This is a genomic window from Caulifigura coniformis (assembly GCF_007745175.1).
GTDB classification, from domain to species: Bacteria; Planctomycetota; Planctomycetia; order Planctomycetales; family Planctomycetaceae; genus Caulifigura; species Caulifigura coniformis.
The window spans coordinates 3,049,412-3,067,934 of the sequence record NZ_CP036271.1 but is presented as its reverse complement, the minus strand read 5'-3'; the positions used below and the strand labels follow the sequence as shown (position 1 = coordinate 3,067,934).

Sequence of the window (18,523 nt, the reverse complement as noted above, 5' to 3'; positions counted from 1 at the left end):
GGCGTCGCCGTGCGCCGTTCAGGGGCTGCCGTCGAAGACCGCCAGTTGCGGAAGATGGTCGCTGAGGGCGAACGACTGGCCGTCTGCGGTGTTGACGCGGAATGCCCCCTCGAAGAGAGGACGCGATTCACGAATGCGCGCGGCAATCGGGCCGGCGGCCATGACGTAGTCGATGCGGCCCGCGGGATCATCGGCCTTGATGGTGAATCCGTTCCCCTGTCCGACCCTGTCGAACGTATCGACCCAGCCGGCGTCGAGCCAGAGTTTGTGTTCCTCGGTGTCGGGACCGTGGTTGAGGTCGCCAATCAGCAGCATCGATCGGCCCGCCTGAAGGTCGGGCTTCATCGTCGCCAGCATGGCGGGGATTTCCTTGAGACGTCGTACAGGATCGGGCCCCGGATAGAGATGGGCTGAATGAACGATCAGCGGATCGCCATTCGGGAGCTTGAGGACAGCTCTTCCCCAGTGCCGGGTGAAGAGTTCCTTTGGCCTTTCGGTTCCGAGCGGGACATTGACCGATTCGAGAATTTCGAACCGGCTGAGGATCGTGCCGGGCCAGTTGCCGCCGCTCGGGAACCGGACATGATTCATCCCCAGATATCCGGCAACTTCTTTGGCGATGGCCTCGCCGGGCGACTCGGAGAAGTTGACGATATCGGGGTCGTAGAGGGCCAGTTCGTTCGCCAATCGACGGGCCATCTGCCCGTGCTGGACAGCCTTTCTTGCAAGCGAACGGTCATCGGGCCAGCCTTTGCAGACGTAGACGTTGTAGGCGATGACGCGGAGCGGGGGCACATTCGGCCCGTCTGCCAAGAGTGAGTGAGACGCCGTCGTTGTGACGGCTGCGGCGCCGAGCGCGGCGCAGAATTGTCGTCGTGAAACGTTCATGGCAATGAATCCCGAAGACTGTTGAGGAGCCGAGTATCGCAGGGTGACCAGGGCCGCACCATGAGCCGGACGCCAGTTGCCTCACGGGACCGTCACAACAAAGTAGATCGTCAGCCCGAGGCCGATGGCTGCGAGCGCGAGCGTGACGGCGATTCCGAGCGGCGAAACCCGAAAGCGGTCGAGCGATCCTTCCTGCAGCCTGCGGATCACGCGGGAGTGGCCGCTGGCGGCCGCCAGCATCACGCCGACGCCCAGGATGATGAGCAGGACGCCGATCCAGAACGACATTCCGGAAGAATGGAGCGGAGTGGTGTGCTGGGTGGCGGCGAGTTCGCGAAGAAAAAGCCCGAATCGGGCAACGACGAAACCGAAGCCCATCAGGGCCAGTCCAGTGCGAATCCATGCCAGCAGAGTGCGCTCGGCGGCGAACTGGGTTCGGGCATCGAATCCTCCCGGCGGCGACTGACTCATCACGTTTCCTCCTGTGTCTGCCTCTGCTGGAATTCGGAGACCGGCCAGGCGAGTGGCGTCGGGCGGTTCGTTCCGTAGACTGATCGCGTCCTTCTTTTCCACTGTGACCTGAAAGCTCCAACATGTCACTTCGGCCTGGCATTCGGCGTGTGATCGGTTCCCTGCTGTTCCTGTTGTCGGCGCTGTCGCCGGCAGCGCGTGGCGCGGAGAACTTCGAGGCGGACCTCATCGTCTACGGAGGAACGTCGTCGGGGGTGATCGCGGCCGTGCAGGCGAAGCAGATGGGCAAGTCGGTCATCGTCGTCGGACCGGACAAGCACCTGGGAGGGCTGAGCAGCGGCGGACTGGGTTACACCGACACGGGGAACAAGGCCGTGATCGGAGGACTGTCCCGCGATTTCTATCACCGGATCTGGAAGCAGTATCAGTCCCCGGACGCCTGGCGGTGGCAGAAGAAGTCGGAGTACGGAAACAAAGGCCAGGGGACGCCGGCGATCGACGGCGAGAACCGCACGATGTGGATCTTCGAACCGCATGTCGCCGAGCAGGTGTTCGAAGACTACGTGAAGGAGTTCCAGATTCCGGTTCACCGGGACGAATGGCTGGACCGATCGAAGGGAGTCAAGAAGGAGGGGGAACGGATCCGCAGCATCACGATGCTCTCGGGGAAGACCTACACCGGGAAGATGTTCATCGATGCAACCTACGAAGGAGACCTGATGGCGGCGGCGGGCGTGAACTACCACGTCGGCCGTGAGGCCAACTCGGAATACGGCGAGAAATGGAACGGTGTGCAGGTGGGAGTGCTGCACCACAAACACCATTTCGGGGCCGTGAAATCGAAGATCAGCCCGTACGTCGTTCCGGGCGATCCAAAGTCGGGGGTGCTGCCGCGCATCAGCACCGATCCTCCGGGCGAATACGGCACGGCTGACAAGCGGGTGCAGGCGTACTGCTACCGGTGGTGCGCTTCGAACCATCCGGAGAACCGCATCCCGTTCCCGAAGCCGGACGGCTACGACCCGAAGCAGTACGAGCTGCTCGTGCGGATCTTCGAGGCCGGCTGGCGCGAGACGTTCGAGAAGTTCGACGACATTCCGAACCGGAAAACCGACACGAACAACCACGGCCCATTCAGCACCGACAACATCGGGATGAACTACGACTATCCCGAAGCGAGCTATGAGCGACGCAAGGAGATTCTCGACGAGCATCGTCAGTACCAGCAGGGCTGGCTGTACTTCGTGGCGAATGATCCGCGCGTGCCGAAGGTCGTCCAGGACGAGATGCGGAAGTGGGGCCTGCCGAAGGATGAATTCAAGGACAACGGGAACTGGCCGCACCAGATCTACGTTCGCGAAGCACGGCGGATGATCGGGCAGTTCGTGATGACCGAGAACGAACTGATGAAGAAGAAGCCAACGCCCGATTCGGTCGGCATGGGGAGTTACACGATCGATTCGCACAACGTGCAGCGGTACATCACTCCGGAAGGGTACGTCCAGAACGAGGGGGACATCGGCGTCGGAATTTCACCGTACTCCATCGCGTATGGATCACTGGTCCCGAAGAAGGGGCAATGCGAGAACCTGGTGGTGACGGTCTGCGTGAGCAGCACCCATATCGCGTTCGGAAGCATCCGGATGGAACCGGTGTTCATGATCCTGGGACAGAGCGGCGCGACGGCGGCGGCGCTGGCGATTGACGGGAACATCCCGGTGCAGGACGTGGCTTACACAGCGCTGCGCGAGCGGCTGCTCAAGGACGGGCAGGTGCTGGAACACGCCGACTCGGCCAAGCCGAAGGCGGAGAAGGTGTTCATTTCTCCGGAGAGCCTGCCGGGCGTCGTTGTGGACGACGAACAGGCGACGCTGACGGGCGAGTGGAAGTCGAGCAGCGCCGGGGCACGCTATGTGGGGAGCGGCTACCGGCATGACAACGCGGCGAAGGACGGTCAGGCGTCTGCCGAATTTGCTGCGAAGCTGCCGTCTGCAGGGCGTTACGAAGTGCGGATCTCGTCGCCGCCGAACACGAACCGGTCCTCGAAGGTGGCCGTGGAAGTGCGGGCGGCGGACGGGAACCACGTCGTTTACGTCAACCAGCGCAAGTCGCCCGGAAACAATGAGACGTTCCAGTCGCTGGGTGTCTTCGAATTCGCGGCCGGAAAGCCGGCGACCGTGAAAGTCTCGAATGGCAACTCGGACGGTTACGTGGTCATTGACGCGGTGCAGTGGCAGAAGAAGTGAGTCGGGCGGCGAGCTGACCCCAGGTCCCCGATGGCAGTCCGGAGGCCTGGGATTCCGGCCGGCAGATGCTTCACGTCAGTCGACGAGTGTCCTCAACGCCGCAGACCTGCCGCTTGATCGGGTTGGCGAAACCGGACAGGAAAATGGCCATTCCGATGAACGCGCCGATCAGGAAGCCTCCGGCCGCGATCATGATCCGGGTGAAGAGGTCGTTGTTCGCAACGAGTGTGGAGGTTCCGATCGATGTCGCAACGGCCGCAACGGCGATCAGGGCGACCATGAAGGATTTCGAGCAGAGGGTCCGCTGAAGCGGCGTGGCGCTGGCGGAGTGCCGTGCGTAGTAGTCGCTGATTGTTTCTCCCGAATCGACCCACGCGAATTCCTCGATCGGGAACATCGCGCCGCAGGGAGTGCAGAACGTGCGTTCCATGCTCGACATGGGATTGGACACGACTTCGAACGACTGCCCGGCGACGATGGTCTCCTGCTGGCATCGCGCGTGGCGATAGGTTCGGAACTGGGGAACCTGATCCGCCGGCATGGACGACCTCCGTGTGAACTCTCGGGCCCGGTGAACTATTTGGGGGGTGCAGGTTCACTCGCCGGCGGGGCCGGTTCTGTTGCGGCGGGGGCGGGCGGCGGGGCCTCGCCGCCCTTGGGCTTCATACGGTTCGTGATGGCCATGTACCCGACGAGCGCCAGGCCAATGACGAGCATGCCGACGTACATCATCATTTCGAACTTCCTGTTCGACTCGGCGATGACCTGCGCCGGGATGAAGTCGGTCTGGCATTTGGAGCAGGTCACCGGGAAGGGCGCCTGGATTTCCTCGACCGAGACAGGTTGCTGGCAGCCAGGGCACGCAGCGGTCACCACAGAACTCATCGAAGGACCCTTTCGATGTCGAGTTGTCGGTCAGCCCGGAAGAAGCAGTTCGAGTGTACTGCGCCGACGAGCGGATTGCAGCGGGCCAGTCAGTCTCACGAACAGGGCATGCTGCAACTGAACCTGGTCCATCAGTGATCGGACGAACTATTCATCTCAGGAACAGGTGGTATGCCCGGTTGTCGGTTTCGTCGATGCAGCGGTAGCCCAGCGTATCGAAGAAACTCCTGAGGGCGGTCCGTTCCTCCTGGACGACCTGCATTCCAATGAGCACGCGGCCGTAATCGGCGCCCTGGCTGCGATAATGAAACAGGCTGATGTTCCAATCGGGACGCATCCGGGAAAGGAACCGCATGAGCGCGCCGGGACGTTCCGGGAACTCGAAGCGATACAGGCGTTCGTTGGCGGCAAGCCGGCTTCGGCCGCCGACCATATAGCGGACGTGCTCCTTGGCGAGGTCATCGTCCCCAAGATCCAGGGTTTCAAATCCCTGGGCCGAGAAGGCCGATCGAATCCGTTCGCTGTCGGCGTGATCATTCGTTGCGAGACCGATCAGGACATGCGCTTCATTCTGACCGGAGATGCGGTAGCTGAATTCGGTGACGCTTCGCTGGCCGACCAGTTCGCAGAGCCGTTTCAAGCTTCCCCGCTGCTCGGGAATCGTGACGGCGAACAGGGCTTCCCGTCCCTCTCCGGCCTCGGCCCGTTCGGCGACGAACCGGAGCCGGTCGAAGTTCATATTGGCGCCGCAGGTGATTGCGACCAGGTTCTGACCAGCGAGCCCCTGCTCCGCCGCATACTTCTTCATGCCGGCGATTCCGAGCGCCCCCGCCGGCTCGAGAATGCTGCGTGTATCGTCGAACGCATCCTTGATGGCGGCGCACACGGCGTCGGTATCGACGGTGACGAAGTCGTCGACGAGGGCCCGGGTGATGCGGAGCGTCTCGTCGCCCACCTGCTTGACGGCCGTGCCATCGGAGAACAGGCCGACATCCTCGAGTGTCAACGCGCGGCCGGCCCCGACGGACTGGATCATCGCATTGGAATCGACCGTTTGAACTCCGATGACCCTGATTTCCGGACGGACGGCTTTGACGTAGGCGGCCACCCCCGAGATCAGCCCGCCGCCGCCAATAGCGACAAAGATCGCATGCAGCGGATGCTGATGCTGCCTGAGAATCTCCATGCCGACAGTGCCCTGGCCAGCGATGACGTCGGGATCGTCGAACGGGTGCACGAAGACGAATCCATGCTGACGCTGCAACTCCATGGCATGCGCGTAGGCATCGGAATAGCTGTCGCCGAAAAGGATCACCTCTCCGCCGAGAGAGCGGACAGCATCGGACTTCAGCCGGGGCGAGGTGACCGGCATGACGACGACGGCCCGGCAACCGAGCCGGCGGGCGCTGAGGGCGACGCCCTGCGCGTGATTGCCGGCGGAGGCGCAGACAACTCCGCGCTCGAGTTCTTCGGGTGAAAGCCGGGCCATCTTGTTGTAGGCGCCGCGGAGCTTGAAACTGAAGACGGGCTGGGTGTCTTCGCGTTTCAGCCAGACATGATTATTCAGCCTGGCGGAGAGTTTGCGGGCCATCTCCAGCGGGGTCTCGACCGCGACGTCATAGACTCGCGCATTCAGGATTCGCTGGAGATAGTCGAGAAGTGTCTTGTCCATGATCGTTGAAACTCTGCAACCCGAACCGCGAAAGAGATGCCTGCTGCATCCAGGGACGGCTTCGGCCGGGTGACACGGTCGAAGTGCTGCGGTTCGCACCGCGACGCGATCATATCCCCCGGCGGAAGGGCCATTGCCACGTGTGCGGCCGAGACGGGGCGGGATTCCCGGGATATTGCTTCCCGCAAAGGAGTTGGCAATGCTGGAATCGGGCGGGATCGAGTGATCCCACCCCGTCACACCCCGTTGCTTTTCGACACATGTCGCTGAACCTCGATGATGCTGTCGCGCGGCCGAACGGGTTGCCGCCGCTCTGGAATCAGCTGATCTCGCTGCGTCTGGAATCCGCGGCCGTGGGAATGCTGCACGACCTGTTCCAGGGGGTGGCGTATGGCGAGGCCAAGATGCGCGGCCGGGTCGGGCAGATCCTGCATGCCGGGATCCGCGAAGAGGCGATGGAGCTCGTCGGCGACACGGATGGAACGGTCCTGAAAGTCTGGCTGAATGCGTTTCGTTACGACCGGCTGCAGTTTCAGCGAATGGCCATCGAGCATGTGAAGGCCTGCTGCCGGGACCAGGGCGAATGAACGGCTCTCAGCTGCCGGATTCGGAGGAGGAGCGATCGAGGAGCGCGTTCCGAAGCGGACAATCGTGGGCGTCTGCGACGTTGCGACGGTAACGGGAAAGTAATTCCTTCGACCGCTGGGCCAGCATTCTCCGGACTTCACGCCGCTTGCCTTTGACCCTGGGAATCGGCATGGAGTCGTAGGCGGTCGTCTGATGACGCATCCAGGCGATGACGGCCGCCTGGGCGCGACGTTCGATGGGAATACGCTTCGTGCGCGCGACCGTGCCGCTGCCGACAGGGGTCGCGTGATCGGAGACTGCCTTTGCCAACTGACGAGCCAGATCCTCGTGAGCCGGATGAAAGGCCAGGTAGGTCACGATGGCGGCGGTGAAGTCTTCGACGTAGTCGGCCTGGGCGGTCTCGCGGCGCTGGGCGGCGGCGGCCTTGCGGCGGGCGAACGTTTCGGTCGAGCGTTCGGCTTCGAGGTCGTTGCGAATGCGTTCGATCGTGGCCTGCGCTGTCCACAGGCCGCGCGAAAAGACCTTTCGCCCTTTCTTCTCCTGGACGATCCAGTGGTCGCCGGCAGCTTTGGCGCGGCGCGTGAGAACGGCGTCTCCCGGAGGAAGCAGGATCCATCCCGCGGGGACTTCGTGAATGCGACCTGCGGAGTCGCGAACAGTTCTTTCGGAGGGGCCGGGGGCGAACGGACCTGCGGTCATCGGGCTGAAGCTTCCATGCATTGCGAATCCGGAGAGACGAACAGAGGCGGCGGGCAACTCCGTCGACTCACCGGGACGGTCAGGGGAGAAGAGTAACACATCGGAAGAGGAGCAAATCTTTCGGCAGATCCGGCCGAGGCGCTCACGCGAAGGAGCCGACAGCGATCAAACTTCTGAAGGTCACCTGGCGACGGGTTCCTGAAGCGGCAGTTCGCCCCTAAGTCCGCATGGGGACAACGGAAGGAGAGCCGTCAGGACGCGGCGGGGATGGCATTCACACAGGCACAGAACGCACCGATCCAGGCCCCAAAATGAGCCGCATTTCACATCCACATCACGCTCACTTCACATAAGGAATATCTTAGCAAGTTGTTTCTGCTAAAGGACTTGACGCCCATCACCCGAGACCTATAAATGCGAGGTGTCAACGATGGGCGACAGTGAGCGTGAGTCGTTGACAGTCACCAGGACGATGTTCGTCGGAATTCAAGTCTGACGAAATCAGGCCGGGGAATCTCGCGGTGCGAGATTGTCCGGCCCCGTTTTTTGGTGAGCCCGGTCGGCCGCGCGATCGCGCGGCAGTCATGTCCGGCAGATCGGCACGCGGCGTCGCCGTGCGGCCACATCCCTCGCTCGACACGACGCTTCGCGGCGGCGTGACGGGATAGATTGTCGTCGGAGGTTGGATGCCAGCTACCGCTGTTTTGAAGAGTCGAAGCAGTCTGGAAATCGAGATCAGCCGGGCCATCATTCGGTTCGAGAAGGAGTACATGGGCCGCGGCCCGCTCGAGACGAAGACGTACGTGATTGACGACCTGGTCGTCATCCGACTGAAGGACGTGCTGACGCTGGCTGAAAGGAAGCTGATCGAGACCCAGCGGGACCGAAGCGCCTACCTGGTGAAACAGTCGCGGAATGAACTCCTGGCGGCGGCCCGACCGATGCTGGAGGCCGTGGTGCGGGATATTACCGGTGTGGACGTGCAGAGCGTGCATACCGATCTCAGCACGCGGACGGGTGAACGGATCATTGTCGTCACGCTGAAAGAGCGGTTGCGTTTCGGAGATTGTGATGAAGGCCGCGTCGCCTGAGGACCAGCCTCAGTGGACGCCGCCGACGTGATGCTGGTCGGCCTGTCGAACCCGCCGAGGAGCGGGAGTCGAAGGCAGACCTGAAGCCAGTCGAACTTGTGCCAAAGCCTTGCAGGGATTGCCAAGCCCTCAGGATCAGGCCGCCTTGCTGCCCGTGGCAGCGAGACGGCCTTTTTTGTTTCCCCGTTCGACACACGGTCGCGGTCGATGGCGTGTGTCTCCTCGACATGAGGCGAACGATGATTGATTTCACGAATTCCCACCGTGCTCTTCCGGCCAGCTCCGTCCGGCCCCAGCCGTTTGACGGAGCGGACGCCCCTGGCGGCGAAGCAGTGCACATCCTGGTTCCCGTCACGCTGGCCGAACGCGACTTTGCATCGGTCCGCATGGGACTGCAAATGGCCGCGGGAACACAGGCCCGCCTCACGCTGCTGCATGTTGCCGAAGAGGAACCGGAGAACCATTCGCGAAACTGGCTCGATGCGATCGACCAGTTGCATGCACGACTTGACGGAGGCCTGGCGCCAGTCCGTCGAGAAGTGACAACGGAATCGCTCCAGACTTACTTCAGCCCCCTGCTGACACCATCGATTCTGGCGAAGACGCAACCGAACTTCGTCGCCCGGATGGGAGAGTTCAGCGACGAGGTGTCGCGCTTCGCCGAAACGCAGGGAGTCGACCTGGTCGTCCTGTCGGGCGACCTCCTGCAGGGGTGGATTCCGATGTTCCCAACGAAGTTGCGACGCAAGCTTCAACAGCTTGGGAAACGGGTGCTTGCGATCTGGCCGGAAGAAAGTGGCCGCGCCGCGACTCCCGCCGCGAGCCGGTCCACTGAGCCGCTTCCGGCAACCTGTTGATCGCCGTCGCGGCCACATTCGACGGTTCGCGAATGACTTCGCGGTCCATTCGATCCTTCAGAATCTGATAACGCATTGGCGACCATGGTCACCACGCTTCACACTCCCGAAACCATTTACGCTCCGCGTCATCTCGTCAGCTGGATGCTGCTGGCTGCCGCTGCAGGTGCGGTGAACGGCTTCGCGTTCATGACGTGCGAGCAGTTCGTCACGCATCTGAGCGGACTGTTCACGGAGATCGGCCGGGCGGGAGTCGTTCTCGATTCTGCGGCCATTGTGGCAAGCTTTATCGGGGGCGCGTTCGCCTCAGTCCTCGTCATCCATGCCCATCCGAAGCGGGGCGACCAGCCGCGTTGGGCAACTCCGCTGATTATCGTCGCGATGCTGCTGATCGCGATTGCCGTCGCAGGCCAGGCAGGCATGTTCGGTCAATTCGGCGGATCGTCCGACCTGGCCGATCCGCCCGTGGCGCTGCTGTCGCTTCTGGCATTCGCGATGGGGCTGCAGAACGCGGCCGTGGCCTCAACGACGGGACTGGCGGTTCGGACGACGCACCTGACCGGGCCGGCGACGGACCTGGGAATCAGCCTCGGCACGGCCATGCTCGAGAACGGCAAGGAGCGGCGGTCGGCCCTGCGCGGCGCGGGGCTGCGGGCAGCGAAGATCATGGGGTTCGCCACGGGCGCTGGCCTGTCGGTCCCGATCTCGTTGCAGTTCCACTATCTGGCGCTGTTTGTCCCGGCCGTTTTCGTGATGACGTCGACCGCGTTGAGCTACAACGTGGCCACAAGCCCGTCTGCGGAGGCGATTCCGACGTCGAGGTCGCCGGGCTTCGCATTGCAGGGCTCGATGTTCCGCCGCTCGAAGTGAAGACGACGACAATTTCCGGAGAAGCCACTCAATTTACCCGGGTAATATTGACGAAGATTACACCCGGGTAATAATTGTGTGACTGGCGATTCATCCGGGAAAACTTCGACATGACGGCCTCTGCTTCCATCCCTCGTTGCGTGGCATTCGACGGACTCCGATTGATCGCGGCGGGACCTGTTCCCGACGCGGCCGCGGCGGCGAAACGAGCCATCGACAGCGGCGACGCCACGCAGGTGGTCGTTTTCGATGAGGTCACGAGCGAGGTGATCGAAATCGACTGGCGCGGCTCGGAAGACGACGTCCGGGTGCGGATACAGGCGGCCTTGACAGGAGGCGCGAGCCAGTCCGCGCCTGACGCACCGCGAGGCCCTGGGCGGCCGAAACTGGGCGTTGTCGCCCGGGAAGTCACGCTGCTTCCCAAGCACTGGGAGTGGCTGGGGTCACAACCAGGCGGGGCTTCAGTGGCGCTGCGCAAGCTGGTGGAAGCGGCCAGCCGCGATCATGTCGACGTGGATCGGAAACGTCGCGCGCAGGACGCCGCCTACCGCTTCATGACAACGATGGCCGGAGATCTTCCCGGCTATGAAGAGGCGCTCCGGGCGTTCTTCAAAGGGGACGCTGCGGCATTCAAGACGCAGACGACGAATTGGCCGAAGGACGTCCGCGACCACGCTCGGGCACTCGCCTCCGCAGCACTCTGAACAAACCGGCCCAAGGGCTATTCCGCGACGATTCGCAGGCCGGCCTTTTCGTCCACTTCGGCGATGCGGATCTTCCCGGTGCAGCCATTGACCTTGTCGGTGCATCCCGTGGCGCTGAGGAAGCGGCCATCGGGAAGCCCGGCGATTCCGAGGGAGCAGTTGTACTCGTAGCGTCCGAGCATCCTGAAGTCGGCATCGGTCACGAGGAGGATGGCGGGTTGCCCATAGCAGCCAAACCACCAGCGGCCATTCGCGAAAGCAACCGTCTGAATGCCGAGGTGCGTCTGGCCGCTGGGAATGGTGTGCTTCTTCAGAAAACGGAATGTTGCGTCGTACTCATAGACGTAGTTCTCCTGCAGGTCGGCCGGGAGTCCACCGACGACGAAGAACCGGCCGTCCTTGAATTCGACGCCGCCTGCTCCGTGAAAGACTTCCTGGACGGGATGCCGCTCGACGAACTCGAAGCCATCGGCCTGATAGACGTAGATCCAGGAGTCGCCCTTGCCTTTGGGGTCGTTGAACTTGCCGAGATTCACGGCGACGTAGAGCTTGCCGGCATTCACGCAGAGATCGCCGTGGTGGGTGACGACCTTGATAGTTTTCAGCCGCTTGCCGTGGAGGTCGGTCTTCACCAGTTCCGTCGTGAACGACCAATAGAGGGCGGAGTCATCGGCCGCGATCCCCTGCAGGTGCTGGGGACAGGATCCTTCACAGGCGACGGGCTTGAACTCTGCGGCGCCGAGTTGTGCTTCGCCCACCTGGATGAGTGCCGCCAACACCAACAGAGCTTTCATGACGTTCGTGACCCTTCCGACTGCTGAGCGGAGCGGCGGGCGCCGCCTATTTCGGTTCAGCGTAGGAAACGTTCGCTGGCCCGACTACGACAGTGGCGTGTCACCAGCCTCAAACGATCACGAGCCTGGTTCGAGGTCGACATGTCCCGGCGCTCAGATGACGCCCTGCGCGAACATGGCGTCTGCGACTTTCACGAATCCGGCGACATTGGCGCCGGCGGCATAACTCACGGAGCCATCGGGGCGTTCGCCATAGCGCACACACATGTCGTGAATGCCTTTGACGATCTCGTGCAGGCGGATTTCGACTTCCTCACGGGTCCAGGAGAGTCGCATCGCGTTCTGGCTCATCTCGAGCCCGGACGTCGTGACTCCGCCGGCGTTGCTGGCCTTTCCCGGGGCATAAAGAACCCCCTTCTTTTCGAACAGCCGGACGGCTTCGATTGTGCATGGCATATTCGCTCCCTCGGCCACACACTGGACTCCGTTTGCAATGAGGGCGCGAGCGTCGTTCTCATTCAGTTCATTCTGCGTGGCGCAGGGCAAGGCCACGTCGACGGGAATAATCCACGGACGAAGGCCGGGCTCGAACCGCGCGCCGACCCTGGCCGCGTAGTCGCTGACACGGCCATGCTGGTGATTCTTGACCTCCTTCAGGACCTCGAGCTTTTCGAGATTGAAACCATCGTCGTCGATCACCGTGCCACTGGAATCCGACGCCGTCACAACCCTGGCGCCAAGATCGAGTGCCTTTTCAATGGCGAACTGCGCAACGTTGCCCGAGCCCGAAATGGAGACCTTCAACCCGCTGATCGTGCGGTTCACACGACGGAGCATCTCCTGGACGAAATAGACCGTGCCGTAGCCAGTCGCCTCCGGCCGGAGCAGCGAACCGCCATAAGCCAGTCCCTTGCCGGTAAAGACGCAGTCCGAGCGGTTGGTCAACTTCTTCATCATGCCCGTCATGAACCCCACTTCGCGGGCTCCGACGCCGATATCGCCTGCCGGGACGTCCGTTTCGGCGCCGACATGCCGGAACAGTTCGCTGATAAACGCCTGGCAGAAACGCATGATTTCGCCCGGGCTTTTCCCCTTCGGATCGAAGTCGGCTCCTCCCTTACCGCCTCCCATGGGCAGCGTCGTGAGCGCATTCTTGAATGTCTGCTCGAATGCCAGAAACTTGAGGATCGACAGGTTCACCGAAGGGTGAAAGCGAAGCCCGCCCTTGTAGGGCCCAAGGGCCGAATTGTGCTGGACGCGGAAGCCGCGATTGACGCGGACCTCTCCCCGATCATCAACCCAGCAGACGCGGAACATCACGATCCGTTCAGGCTCGAGGAGCCGATCGAGCAGCCCATGGTCGGCGTAACGCCGATGAGCGTCGATGAAGGGCCACAGGCTGTCCATCACTTCGCCGACGGCCTGCAGGTATTCCGGCTGTCCGGGATTTCGGTTGGCCACATAGGCGAGGAATTCTTCGAGGTGACCGTAGCGCAAGGCCGACTTTCCGAGGTGTCTTGTTGTGTGGCGTGGTGTCGATGGCTGAAGAATGCCAACTCGCTGCGAGCTGCGGACCGCGCCGGCATCCGCGAAACCAACCCGCGATTGTAGGCCCCCATCGCAAGGGAAGTCGTGCGCCTGATGCGTGCTGCGGCCCGCGCGAGGGAAATCCCCCATGCGCGCGATTCCGGGGATCAAAGGAGTCGGCCGGAGGGTCTGTCTCCCTGTCGCCACGCGGTCCTGACGCGTGCCAGACGCCTTTTGACGGGCGATTGGCAGGATGCTCCACTTCGCACAAGGAATCGGCTACGTTGGGCCGTCGCATCTTCAACGTTCAATAGAAGCAGCTCTCGATGGAAGCTTTTCAATACAAGGGCAACGAACTTTTCTGCGAAGACGTTCCGGTGGCCCGGCTGGCGGAAGAATTCGGAACTCCGCTGTGGGTCTACTCGCAGGCGAAGTTTCTCTCGGAGTTCAACGCGATTCGTGACGCCTTCGCGGCGCTCGATCCGGTGATCTGTTACTCCGTCAAATCGAATTCGAACATCAGCCTGCTGAAGCTGCTGGGCGATGCGGGCAGCAGCTTTGACGTCGTTTCCGGCGGCGAACTGTTCCGCGTTCAGCAGGCGGGGGCGGAGACGTCGAAGGTGATTTTCGCGGGCGTCGGCAAGACGGATGCGGAGATCCGTTACGGCCTCGAAGCCGACATCCTGATGTTCAACGTCGAGAGCGAGCCGGAACTGGATGCGATTTCCGCCGTCGCGAAGTCGATGGGAAAAGTGGCCCGCGTCGCTCTGCGGCTGAACCCCGACATCGATGCCAAGACCCACTCGAAGACAACCACCGGGAAGAAGGGCAACAAGTTCGGGATGGATATCGAGCGGCACAATGCGCTCGCCGCCAAGGTGCTCAAGGACGACCACCTCGAACTGCGGGGCATTCACATGCACCTCGGTTCCCCCATTCTCACGACCGAGCCGTATGAAGAAGCAGCCAAGAAGGCACTGGAAGTTGTCACCGAACTCCGAAAGCAGGGGCACCAGACGAACTGGGTGAATCTCGGCGGAGGATTCGGACTGTCTTACCGCGGAAGCGAAGCGCCGCCGGCATCGGAGTACGCCAAGGTGATCCTGCCCTACATCCAGGAAGCGAAGTGCCGGCTGGCGCTGGAGCCCGGGCGGTCGATCTGTGGCAACGCGGGGGTCCTGCTGGGCCGCGTGATCTTCACCAAGCGTGAAGGTGGCAAGCGGTTCATCATCCAGGATGCCGCCATGAACGACCTCGTTCGGCCGGCGATGTACGGATCGTTCCACAAGATCTGGCCGGTGAAGCCGACCGTGGCCGCTCCCAGCGATTTCGAGGCTGCGGAGATTCCGGGCTGCGAGCCCGCGGACGTCGTGGGGCCGATCTGCGAAAGCGGTGACACCTTCGCGACGGGGCGGGCGCTGCCGCCCGTGGAGCGAGGGGACCTGCTGGCCACATTCAGCGCCGGCGCCTATGGCACGGTCATGAGCTCGAACTACAATTCCCGGCCGCGGGGGGCGGAAGTTCTGGTGGACGGCAACAAGGCCAGGCTGATCCGGAAACGCGAAACTCTGGAAGACCTGATCGCAGCGGAGCGTGTGTGAACGACGCGGGAGCGGGCTCGTCGACACCAATGCCACCGAGACGGCCGCAGGACCCTGACGCTCCTGCGGCCGCGTCGGAACTCGATGCGCCGGCCTCGCTCTCAGACGACGAAGACACTTTCCTGCAGTGGACGCGTCAGGATCGGTGGTTCCTGGCAGTGCTTGCACTCGCGATCGTGGTCCTACTGGGCATCCACTTTGCGCGGCTGGGAGGCTGGGGGCTGAAACCGCTGGAGTTCGCGCGACCGGAAAGTCGGAAGTATGAGTTTCAGCTGGAGGTGAACGGAGCCACCTGGGTGGAGTGGATGCAGCTGGAGGGAATCGGCGAAGCGACGGCCAGAAAGATTGTTGCGGAGCGGGACGCGAACGGGCCGTTCCGATCGGTCGACGACGTGGCGCGCGTGAAGGGGATTGGCCCGGCGACGCTGGAGAAAATCCGGCCATGGCTCCGACATGAGTCTCACGCGGCGGAGGCCGCTGAAGAAGGGAGCACAATGAAAACGCCCGCCTTGTGAGGGGCGGGCGTTGGCCAATTGGGTTGCTTTGTTCTGGGGAAGGGACTTGCCGCAGACAGGCTCGGGACGTTGCGTGAATCGAGCGAGGACGTTGCGGAGGCCGACCTTTCTTCAGGAGTTAGCTCGGCCTGACGATGGAGGCCCGCATTCCCTTGGGGCCCATCTCTGCTTCGTACTCGACGGTCTGTCCCTCGTAGAGGGATTCGAACGTCGCTTCCTTGATCGCCGAGAGGTGGAAGAACAAGTCCTTCCCGCGGTCAGCGCCGGCGATGAAGCCGAATCCTTTATCCGACACCAGCTTTTTAATCGTGCCTTGCTGCATGGCAGCCCTTCCTCACTCGAAAAATCAATTGGAGTACATCACAGAGGCCCTGTTGGCCCTGACCATCTGCGACATCTTCGGCGGCGTGACGTCTTGCGACGCCGCTTCTCACCACTCCGACCGACCAGGCTCGCGACGACGTTAGGGAATAATGGCGAGAGCCTGAAACCCGAATGGATCGACCGCTTGAATGCCGAGACGCACGGAGCCGTCCGCCTCTACATGCCAAAAAGCATACATGGCCGAAAACCGGGCTGCTACAGAAAAACTGCGACTTCCCCGGAACGATTCAAGTCGACATCCGTTCACCATGTCGTAATTTTTCACAGAACCTTTCGACGGGCTTTCCTCGACCCGACGGCGGCCTTCAGCCCATATGGGAGCGCATCACCCGCTCGACTTCCGCCAGCTGCTCCTGCGTGTTGACTCCCATCGCTTCCACGATGTCGAACAGGCAGGCGGCCCGGACGGCCCTGCCCGACTGCTTCAGGATCTCGGCGCAATCGGTCAGATAGTATTCGGCCTGCGAGTTGTTGGGCCGGACCTTGTCGAGAGCCTCGAACAGCGCCGGCCCGTCGAATGCGAAGCAACCCGTGTTGATCTCGGTGATGGCGCGTTCCTCAGGGGAGGCGTCCTTGTGTTCGACGATCCTCAGGAATTCGTCCGACGCGTTGCGAACGATCCGGCCGAGACCTTCGTTCTGCTGCGTCTTCGCCGTTCCGACAACACAAGCGGCGTGATGGGCGGCCTGCTCATCGAGCAGGCCTTTCAGGGACGCCGCCCGCAGGAGCGGCGTGTCGCCGGTGAGGACGAGGACGGAACCGGTGTGATCCTTCAGCAGATCCCTGGCCATCATCACAGCGTGGCCCGTTCCGAGTTGTTCCGACTGGAGCGCGAACTCCACGTCGGGATGGTGCTCCAGGGCGGCGCGGACGACTTCGGCCTTGTGGCCCACAACGACGACGAGCTTTCCGCAGCCCGCTGCCCGGGCGGCGTCGAGAACATACTCGACCATTGGCCGGCCGCAGGCCTCGTGCAGCACTTTCGGGGTGTCCGACTGCATCCGCTTGCTCTTGCCGGCGGCGAGAATGACGGCCACGGGAGACATTTCGAGATCCTTTCGAATGGCATCGGCCGCGGGGGGGCGGCAGGAGGGAAATTGCGGGCTAGGTTCCGCTGGCAGCCCGCACTGTGTCACGCAGGGCGTGAACCGTCGAGACGGATTCGCCGCGGTTCCGGACTGCAATGAGCTGGGACACGATACTCACTGCGATTTCCGGCACGGTCTGCGATCCGATATCGAACCCGAGCGGCGCGTGAACTCGCTCCAGAGCCGATGGGGAGACGCCTTCCTTCCGAAGGTCATCGAAGATCATGCGGATCTTGCGGCGGCTGCCGATCATCCCCAGGTATCTGAAGGGCTTGCCAATCAGCCGGTAAAGCGCCTCTTCATCGTGGTTGTGTCCCCGGGTGACGATCACGAGGAAATCGTCCGGAGTCGTTTCGAGCGCTTTCAGCTCTCTGCCGATCGGCCCGGCGATGAGCTGCTGCGCGCGGGGAAACCGCTCCGGCGAACAGTATTCCTCACGGTCATCAATGACCCAGACGTCGAAATCGACATCGGCCGCGAGTTCGGCCGTCTTCTGGCCCACATGCCCGGCCCCGACGATGATCAGGCGGCAACGAGGAAGCGACGGGAGATAGGTCACCCCGGAGACGACATAGGGGCGGGGACGGGAGGAAATCGACCTGAGGTTCTCGCCGACGCTTTCCGGAGGCAGCCCGGCGGGACGCGACGCGAGCAGGCTTCCTGCGACGTCGAACAGGAACTGGCTTCCCGGCGGCGCATCGGGATGGTCCTCGAGGATGACCGCCTGGGTGAAGCCCTGGCCGGCCGTGGCTCGTTCGCTGCAGGCCCGGTAATAGGACAGGTCGTTGCCGGGGCGGATGGCGTCGACGAGCATCTTCATGCGACCGCCGCAGATCAGCCCGTCGTCCCAGCCGTAGTCGCTGTCGAGCTGGAAGGTCATCAATTCAGGCCCCCCGACGGTGATGCGTTCGAGGGCACGGCGTTTGACTTCGGCTTCGACACACCCCCCGCCCAGTGTGCCGATCTGCGCGCCGTCGGCAAAGACGAGCATGGCGGCGCCGGCCTTCTGGGGTGTCGATCCGCGGGTTTCAACGAGTGCCGTGAACAGGCACGGCCGGCCGGCGTTGGCGGCATTGCAGAGGGCGGCGAACACGTCACGCATAAATCGATCCCGTACTGGATTCCCCGGTCGGAGATCCACACCGTCGATGATTGCCGATTCCACCCGATTTGGAACACTGCCGATCCACGTTTTCTCCGTGATGGGGACCGGATCGGTCCGCGACAGCGGGAGCTGTCGCCAGTCCATATCGCCAGCCCCGGGGTTTTGAACTACAACACGGCCGCAGCACGTTCCCCAGCGAGTCTTTCCATGTTTCTTGCCAAAGTCACCGGGAGTGTAGTCTCGACGCAGAAGGTCGACGCGATGGTCGGCCAGAAGCTGATCGTCGTGGAACCGCTGCGGCTCAACGACAAGACCCGCGCCGAACTGATCGGAACGGGGCGGACCTTCATCTGCGTGGATACCGTCGGTGCGGGCGAAGGGGAGACGGTGCTGATCGTCCAGGGATCGAGCGCCCGATTCACCGAGCAGACCAAGAAGCTGCCAGTGGATGCGACGATCATCGGGATCGTCGACCAGGTGAACGTCGGCGGGGCGGCCGTGTTCAAGATGGGGCAGTAAGACACGAGAGCCGGCGCGG

20 protein-coding genes are annotated in these 18,523 nt (G+C 62.6%); 9 read left to right on the top strand and 11 right to left on the bottom strand.

The window, feature by feature from the left end:
- Positions 1-18: 18 nt before the first annotated feature.
- Together Pan44_RS12185 and Pan44_RS12180 are read right to left on the bottom strand one after the other, a co-directional pair.
- The gene (locus Pan44_RS12185) at positions 19-888 is read right to left on the bottom strand and encodes an endonuclease/exonuclease/phosphatase family protein (RefSeq protein WP_145030319.1); all 870 of its coding nucleotides are present in this window, start codon (positions 886-888) and stop codon (positions 19-21) included.
- An 81-nt stretch (positions 889-969) separates the two neighbouring features.
- Complete coding sequence (locus Pan44_RS12180) at positions 970-1,359, bottom strand: YidH family protein (protein ID WP_145030318.1); 390 nt, start codon at positions 1,357-1,359, stop codon at positions 970-972.
- A gap of 122 nt (positions 1,360-1,481) precedes the next feature.
- On the opposite strand from Pan44_RS12180, the gene Pan44_RS12175 reads away from it, so the two are divergent.
- On the top strand, positions 1,482-3,605 hold the full coding sequence (locus Pan44_RS12175; RefSeq protein WP_145030317.1) for an FAD-dependent oxidoreductase: 2,124 nt from the start codon (positions 1,482-1,484) through the stop codon (positions 3,603-3,605).
- Between the two features lie 70 nt (positions 3,606-3,675).
- On the opposite strand, the gene Pan44_RS12170 is transcribed toward Pan44_RS12175, so the two are convergent.
- The 3 genes from Pan44_RS12170 to ilvA all read right to left on the bottom strand — a co-directional run bounded on the left by Pan44_RS12170 (position 3,676) and on the right by ilvA (position 6,162).
- Positions 3,676-4,146: a hypothetical protein gene (locus Pan44_RS12170; RefSeq protein WP_145030316.1), complete on the bottom strand. Its 471-nt coding sequence runs from the start codon at positions 4,144-4,146 to the stop codon at positions 3,676-3,678.
- A gap of 35 nt (positions 4,147-4,181) precedes the next feature.
- Positions 4,182-4,490, bottom strand: a complete 309-nt coding sequence (locus Pan44_RS12165; protein WP_145030315.1) for a hypothetical protein — start codon at positions 4,488-4,490, stop codon at positions 4,182-4,184.
- 151 nt (positions 4,491-4,641) lie between these two features.
- Entirely contained in the window at positions 4,642-6,162 is a 1,521-nt protein-coding gene (ilvA, locus tag Pan44_RS12160; RefSeq protein ID WP_145030314.1) for a threonine ammonia-lyase, biosynthetic, read from the bottom strand.
- A gap of 260 nt (positions 6,163-6,422) precedes the next feature.
- Here ilvA and Pan44_RS12155 point away from each other — a divergent pair, with 260 nt between their 5' ends.
- A complete protein-coding gene (locus Pan44_RS12155; protein ID WP_145030313.1) occupies positions 6,423-6,749 on the top strand; it encodes a hypothetical protein in 327 nt (108 codons plus the stop codon).
- 7 nt (positions 6,750-6,756) lie between these two features.
- Here the strand turns inward: Pan44_RS12155 and Pan44_RS12150 are convergent, their stop codons facing one another.
- The gene (locus tag Pan44_RS12150) at positions 6,757-7,470 is read right to left on the bottom strand and encodes a DUF2293 domain-containing protein (protein ID WP_231754305.1); all 714 of its coding nucleotides are present in this window, start codon (positions 7,468-7,470) and stop codon (positions 6,757-6,759) included.
- Positions 7,471-8,135: 665 nt separating this feature from the next.
- On the opposite strand from Pan44_RS12150, the gene Pan44_RS12145 reads away from it, so the two are divergent.
- From Pan44_RS12145 to Pan44_RS12130, 4 genes are all read left to right on the top strand, one after another.
- Complete coding sequence (locus Pan44_RS12145) at positions 8,136-8,540, top strand: DUF2294 domain-containing protein (protein ID WP_145030312.1); 405 nt, start codon at positions 8,136-8,138, stop codon at positions 8,538-8,540.
- Between the two features lie 239 nt (positions 8,541-8,779).
- Positions 8,780-9,397: a universal stress protein gene (locus Pan44_RS12140; RefSeq protein WP_145030311.1), complete on the top strand. Its 618-nt coding sequence runs from the start codon at positions 8,780-8,782 to the stop codon at positions 9,395-9,397.
- 84 nt (positions 9,398-9,481) lie between these two features.
- Positions 9,482-10,267, top strand: coding sequence for a YoaK family protein (locus Pan44_RS12135; protein ID WP_145030310.1), 786 nt, complete (start codon positions 9,482-9,484; stop codon positions 10,265-10,267).
- A gap of 110 nt (positions 10,268-10,377) precedes the next feature.
- A complete protein-coding gene (locus Pan44_RS12130) occupies positions 10,378-10,971 on the top strand; it encodes a DUF2239 family protein (protein ID WP_145030309.1) in 594 nt (197 codons plus the stop codon).
- Positions 10,972-10,988: 17 nt separating this feature from the next.
- Here the strand turns inward: Pan44_RS12130 and Pan44_RS12125 are convergent, their stop codons facing one another.
- A complete protein-coding gene (locus tag Pan44_RS12125; RefSeq protein ID WP_197454040.1) occupies positions 10,989-11,765 on the bottom strand; it encodes a hypothetical protein in 777 nt (258 codons plus the stop codon).
- A 153-nt stretch (positions 11,766-11,918) separates the two neighbouring features.
- Positions 11,919-13,262, bottom strand: a complete 1,344-nt coding sequence (gdhA, locus tag Pan44_RS12120) for an NADP-specific glutamate dehydrogenase (RefSeq protein WP_145030308.1) — start codon at positions 13,260-13,262, stop codon at positions 11,919-11,921.
- Between the two features lie 356 nt (positions 13,263-13,618).
- Between gdhA and lysA the strand changes: the two genes are divergently transcribed.
- Together lysA and Pan44_RS12110 are read left to right on the top strand one after the other, a co-directional pair.
- Positions 13,619-14,893 carry a diaminopimelate decarboxylase gene (gene lysA / locus Pan44_RS12115; RefSeq protein WP_145030307.1) on the top strand — a complete coding sequence of 425 codons (1,275 nt, stop codon included), beginning with the start codon at positions 13,619-13,621 and terminating at the stop codon, positions 14,891-14,893.
- A gap of 29 nt (positions 14,894-14,922) precedes the next feature.
- Positions 14,923-15,408, top strand: a complete 486-nt coding sequence (locus Pan44_RS12110) for a ComEA family DNA-binding protein (protein ID WP_145030306.1) — start codon at positions 14,923-14,925, stop codon at positions 15,406-15,408.
- Between the two features lie 118 nt (positions 15,409-15,526).
- Here Pan44_RS12110 and Pan44_RS12105 read toward each other — a convergent pair whose 3' ends face one another.
- From Pan44_RS12105 to Pan44_RS12095, 3 genes are all read right to left on the bottom strand, one after another.
- Positions 15,527-15,730, bottom strand: a complete 204-nt coding sequence (locus Pan44_RS12105; protein ID WP_145030305.1) for a cold-shock protein — start codon at positions 15,728-15,730, stop codon at positions 15,527-15,529.
- A gap of 367 nt (positions 15,731-16,097) precedes the next feature.
- Positions 16,098-16,838: an NTP transferase domain-containing protein gene (locus Pan44_RS12100; RefSeq protein WP_145030304.1), complete on the bottom strand. Its 741-nt coding sequence runs from the start codon at positions 16,836-16,838 to the stop codon at positions 16,098-16,100.
- A 58-nt stretch (positions 16,839-16,896) separates the two neighbouring features.
- The gene (locus Pan44_RS12095; protein ID WP_145030303.1) at positions 16,897-17,982 is read right to left on the bottom strand and encodes an XdhC family protein; all 1,086 of its coding nucleotides are present in this window, start codon (positions 17,980-17,982) and stop codon (positions 16,897-16,899) included.
- Between the two features lie 210 nt (positions 17,983-18,192).
- Between Pan44_RS12095 and Pan44_RS12090 the strand changes: the two genes are divergently transcribed.
- Entirely contained in the window at positions 18,193-18,504 is a 312-nt protein-coding gene (locus tag Pan44_RS12090; RefSeq protein ID WP_145030302.1) for a EutN/CcmL family microcompartment protein, read from the top strand.
- Positions 18,505-18,523 lie beyond the last annotated feature (19 nt).